This window comes from Streptomyces sp. NPDC104106 (assembly GCF_055584345.1).
This window is the reverse complement of record NZ_JBVJMF010000053.1, coordinates 1-4,388: the sequence shown is the minus strand read 5'-3', so window position 1 is coordinate 4,388 and position 4,388 is coordinate 1. Positions and strand designations below refer to the sequence as shown.

At 74.2% G+C, this 4,388-nt stretch carries 1 protein-coding gene and 1 pseudogene; both read right to left on the bottom strand.

Annotated features, from left to right (window positions below):
• Nucleotides 1-1,802 (bottom strand): annotated as a pseudogene (locus ACZ60X_RS43735) (type I polyketide synthase); the annotation flags it as partial.
• Nucleotides 1,803-1,841: 39 nt separating this feature from the next.
• The coding region (locus ACZ60X_RS43730) for a type I polyketide synthase (protein ID WP_469611404.1) at nucleotides 1,842-4,388 on the bottom strand (2,547 nt) is incomplete at its 5' end.

The following is a 4,388-nucleotide window of genomic DNA, read 5'->3' as shown; positions in this document are numbered from 1 at the left end:
GCCACGAAACCGGCCAACCGCCCGTCCAACGCGGCACAGGCATCATCCAGAGCACGAGCGAACACCGGAAACCGCTCATACAACTCCCGCCCCATGCCAAGCCGTTGAGACCCCTGCCCCGGAAACACGAACACCGTCCTGCCACCAGCACCCGAGCCCGTCACCACCCAGGGAACCGTCTCCTGCTCGGCCAGCGCCCGCAGCCCCGCCACCACATCCTCACGACCCTCGGCCACGACCACAGCCCGCTCCGACAGCACCGCACGCCGGGACACCAACGCCCCCGCCACCGCCACCAGCTCAGCGTCCCCCTCCCCCAGCAAGGACGCCAGCCGCCCCGCCTGACCCCCCAGCGCACCCACACCCCGCGCCGACACCACCACCGGCACCACACCACCCGCCGACGACACCACCCGCCCCGCCACCGACTCCTCCGGCACCTCCTCCAGAATCACGTGCGCGTTCGTACCACTGACACCGAAGCCGGAGACAGCCGCCCGACGCGGCCGGTCGACGTCCGGCCACTCACGAGCCTCCGTCAGCAGCCGTACGGCGCCCGCGTCCCAGTCGACGCGCGGGGACGGTCCCTCGACGTGCAGGGTGGCCGGGAGCACGCCGTGCCGCAGGGCCTGCACCGTCTTGATGACACCGGCGACACCGGCGGCGGCCTGGGTGTGTCCGATGTTGGACTTCAACGAGCCCAGCCACAGGGGCTGTTCGCGGTTCTGGCCGTACGTGGCGAGCAGGGCCTGGGCCTCGATCGGGTCACCCAGGACCGTACCCGTCCCATGCCCCTCCACCGCGTCCACCTCCGCCGCGGACAACCCGGCCGCCGCCAACGCCTTGCGGATCACCCGTTGTTGGGCGGGGCCGTTCGGGGCGGTCAGGCCGTTCGAGGCGCCGTCCTGGTTGACCGCCGTGCCGCGCACGACGGCCAGCACCCGGTGGCCCTTGCGCTTCGCTTCCGACAGCCGCTCCAGTACGACGACCCCCGCGCCCTCGGCCCACCCCGTGCCGTCGGCGGTCGACGAGTATGCCTTGCAGCGGCCGTCGGAGGCGAGGCCCCGCTGCCGGGAGAAGTCGATGAACAGGCCGGGGGTGGCCATGACGGTGGCGCCGCCGGCCAGGGCCATCGAGCATTCGCCGCGCCGCAGGGCCTGGGCCGCGAGGTGGATCGCGACCAGCGAGGACGAGCAGGCGGTGTCGAGGGTGACCGCGGGGCCCTCGAAGCCGAAGACGTACGAGATGCGACCCGAGGCCACGCTGGACGCGGCGCCGGTACCGGTGAAGCCCTCCAGCTCGGGCGGTACGCTGCCGCCGGCGAAGTAGTCGACGCCCATGATGCCGTTGAAGACACCGACGTCCGCGCCCTTCAGGGACAGCGGGTCGATACCGGCCCGCTCCAGCGCCTCCCAGGAGGTCTCCAGCAGCAGCCGCTGCTGCGGGTCCATCGCCAGCGCCTCACGCGGCGAGATACCGAAGAACTCCGCGTCGAACAGGCCGGCGCCCAGGAGGAACCCGCCCTGGTCGACGTAGGAGGTGCCGGTCTTCTCGGGGTCGGCGTCCAGCAGGGTGTCGAGGTCCCAGCCGCGGTCCTCCGGGAAGCCCGACACGCCGTCGCGCCCCCCGGCGACCAACTCCCACAGATCCTCGGGTGTGTCGACGCCGCCGGGCAGCCGGCAGGCCATGCCGACGATCGCGATCGGCTCGCGCGAGGCGGTCAGCAGCTGCTGGTTGCGCTTCTTCAGCGTGCCGACCTCTTCCAGCGACTTCCGCAGCGCCTCGACAAGCTTCTCGTAGGAAGCACTCACGTTCCCTGCCCCAATCTGTCGTGTGCCGCGTCAGTCTTCGAGGGATTCGCTGTCGCCGAGTGCGAGGTGTACGAGCTGGTCGGCGTCGAGGTCGGCCAGCGCCCCGTGCGCCGTGTCCGGTGCGTCGGGCGCGGGCGCGCCCGGTTCCAGGGCGGCCAGTTCGACCAGTGCGTCCAGCAGCCCGGCCTCTCGGAACCGCTCCAGCGGGAGGGTGAGCAGCGCGTGGCGCAGCCGTTCCTCGTGCGCCTCCGCCGCCGGCCGCTGCCCGGCGGCGCCCTCCGGGACGAGTGCGCCGTGCAGGTGGCGGGCGAGGGCGAGCGGGGTCGGGTGGTCGAAGACCACGGTGGCGGAGAGGCCGACCCCGGTCGCGGCGCGCAGGCGGTTGCGCAGCTCCACGGAGGTGAGGGAGTCGAAGCCCGCGTCCTTGAACGCCGTCTCGGCGCCGACGTCGTCCGCTCCGGCGTGACCGAGCACACCGGCCACATGGCCGCGTACGAGGTCCAGCAGCGCGGCTTCCTGCCGGTCGTGGTCGAGGCCGGCCAGCCGGCGCAGCAGACCGTCCCCGCTGTCACCGGCGGCGGCCCGCGCCGACTGCCGCCCCGCGCGGACGAGTTCGCGCAGCAGCGGTGGCACCCCGGCGCCCGTGGCCGCCTGGGCGCGTACGGACCTGAGGTCCAGCTTCACCGGGACGAGCAGCGTGTCGTCGCCCGCCAGGGCCGCGTCGAAGAGGGCCAGGCCCTCCTGCGGGGCCAGCGGCAGGATGCCACCGCGCCGGCTGCCGCGAGCGCGGGCCGCCGCCTCTGTGCCGGTGGTCATGCCGCTGTTCTGCTCCCAGGGCCCCCAGGCCAGGGACAGTGCGGGCAGGCCGGCCGCCCGGCGCCGGGCCATCGCCGCGTCGAGGTAGGCGTTGGCGGCGGCGTAGTTGCCCTGGCCGGCCGAGCCGAACAGGCCGGAGGCGGAGGAGAAGACCGCGAACGCCGTCAGGTCCAGACCCCGGGTCAGCTCGTCCAGGTGGTGTACGGCCGCCACCTTCGGCGCGAAGACGTGGGCCAGGCGTTCCCGGTCGAGCGTGCCGATCACGCCGTCGTCCAGGACGCCCGCGGTGTGCAGGACCGCGGTCAGCGGATGCTCGTCGGGTACGGAGTGCAGCAGGGCGGCGACCGCCTCGCGGTCGGCGATGTCACAGGGGGCCACCCGTACGGTGGTCGCGCCGAGCGCGGTCAGCTCGGTGACCAGTTCCCGCGCGCCCTCGGCGTCCGGACCACGTCGGCTCGCCAGCACCAGGTGCCGGACGCCGTGCCGTTCGACCAGGTGCCGGGCCAGCAGGGAGCCCAGTGAACCGGTGCCGCCGGTGACGAGGACGGTGCCGTCCGGATCCCAGCTCGCGGACCTCGGGGCGGGACGGGAGGTGGCGGCCCGGACCAGGCGCGGTGCGCGCACGGTCGTTCCGCGCAGCGCTAGTTGAGGTTCGCCGACCGCCGCCGGCCCGGTGGTGAGGAGGGCGGCGAGGGAGTCGTCGTCCAGCAGGGCGTTGGTTCCGGTGCCGGTGCTGAGGTGGGTGTCGGGGGCGGCCTGGGTGTCGGTGTCGATGAGGGTGATCCGGTCGGGGTTCTCCGCCTGGGCGGCTCGCACGAGCCCCCAGACCGCCGCGCCCGCCGGGTCGGTCACGGTGTCCCCGGCGCCGACGGGCACCGCGCCCCGGGTCACGACCACGAGCCGGGAGTCCGCGAACCGCTCGCCCTCCAGCCACGCCTGAAGGACGTCCAGCACCCGGGTCGTGCGGTCCAGGACGTCGTCGGTGCCGTCGGCCGGTACGACCAGCAGCTCCGGCACGGTGTCGCCGGCGGCCTGACCGGCGAGGTCGGCGGCGGTGGCGACCCACGCCCAGGCGGGCGCCGGGTCATCCGCACGGGCGGGCACGGTGAGATCGGCCCACTCCACGCGGAAGAGCGCGTCCGCGCCGGGCGCGCCGGCCGCCGCCTCCAACTGCTCGGCGCTGACCGCGCGGAACACCAGGGACTCGGTCGTCAGTACCGGCTCACCGGTCTCGTCGGCGGCCTGCACCGCCACCGCGTCGGGTCCGGACGGCGCCACCCGGACGCGCAGCGCCGAGGCTCCCGCCGCGTGCAGGGCCAGCCGGTTCCAGGCGAACGGCAGGACCGTGCGCGGTGCGTCAGCGGGCGTGGTCGCGTCGGCCGGGGTGACGAATCCGTTGGCGTGCAGGGCCGCGTCCAGCAGCGCGGGGTGGATCCCGAACCGGGCAGCTTCACCGCGCTGCTCCTCCGGCAGCGCGACCTCGGCGTACACCTCGCCGCCGCGCCGCCAGACCGCGCGCAGCCCCTGGAAGGCCGGGCCGTACCTGTACCCCTTCTCGATGAGACCGGAGTAGAAGGCGTCGATGTCCACCTCGACCCGCTCGGCGCCGGGGGGAGGCCAGGCGGTGAAGTCGAAGGCGCCGCCGGTCGCCGGAACCGTGGTGCTGAGGGTGCCGTTGGCGTGGCGGGTCCAGGCGTCGGTGCCGACCTCACCGGTGGTGTTCTCATGTGCGGAGTACACCGCGACGGTCCGCAGCCCGTC